This window comes from Actinocorallia lasiicapitis (assembly GCF_054778695.1).
Genome location: NZ_BAAGZI010000762.1, coordinates 1 through 1,115, shown reverse-complemented (window position 1 = coordinate 1,115; position 1,115 = coordinate 1). Strand labels below are relative to the sequence as shown.

Annotated in this window: 1 protein-coding gene; it reads right to left on the bottom strand. The window is 65.6% G+C overall.

The annotated features are described in order from the left end of the window. Positions 1–1,115, bottom strand: a 1,115-nt coding sequence (locus ACYVE7_RS34435; protein WP_460370814.1) for a Tn3 family transposase, incomplete at both ends; no start/stop codon positions are given.

Below are 1,115 nucleotides of genomic sequence, written 5' to 3'. Positions count from 1 at the left end.
CACCTGTGCCGCCTCGCTCGCCGAAGCGGAGATAACTGTGGAATGGAACGGCGCGTAGCGATCCGAGACGTGGCTGTAAAAGGAGACAGCCGGCTCTGTCCCCTTGTGCGGATTGACTGCGCCGGTTGCCTGGGCGCGGCGGTCGAGCGGAAAGTTCTGACCGTCTGAGCTGGACGAGGTGCCGGACCCGAACAGCGCGGCCAGCGGCGCGGTGTGTTGGGCGTCGACAAGCCGGGCGAGCGCGCGACCGTAGGTTTCCTCGCGCAGATGCCACGAGGCGAGCCAACCGAGTTGGCGCTGGGTCACGAGATTGCAGGCTTCCGCCATGCGCGTATGGCCCAGATTGGTGGCATCGGCGAGCACCGCCGTGAGGATCGCACGTGGTTCATCCGCGGCACGGCCACTTTGCAGATGCGTGAAGCACTGGCTGAACCCGGTCCATCGATCGACTTCGGCAAGAAGGTCGGTGATGCGGATCGCGGGCAGATGCGCATAGAGCGGCGCAAGGGCGGTATCGGATTCCTCGGGAGTAATCGCCTTCAAGGGCGAAATCCGCAGCCTGCCCAAGCTGAGCTGCACGTCTTCCAGCGCGTCCGTCTCCGCCTTTCGCTCGACCTCGGCCAATCGACGGGCGAGGCGGGCGCGTCGTTCGGCCAGCCAGATATCGGCCGTATCCGGTGCCGGTATCGGCAAGGGGCCGGCCGCGCGCATGTTGGCGAATACGGGGGCAGGAATGAGTTGCTGCTCGACAGCACGATAGCGTCGGCTTCCCTCGACCCACATGTCGCCGGCGCGAAGCCGGTCGCGAAGCTCGACCAGCACGCACAATTCATAGATCCTGCGATCGGGAATGCCGGTGCCGATCGCCCGACGCCAAGCTTGCCGGATGAAGCCGACTGGCGTGCCTGCAGGCAATTTGCGCAGATGACCAAAATGAAGGTCGCGCATGATCGCGACCGCTCGCGCGAGCGCATGGCAGGCTGGCACCGCCCCGAATGTGAACGAGGCGATGAACGAGGGACCGACCTGTCGGAGGACGGGGTAATTGGTCGCGGCGACCGCGACGGGATCGACCGAATCGGGGCGGATCAGCTTGCGGGCTTCATCGACCTCGC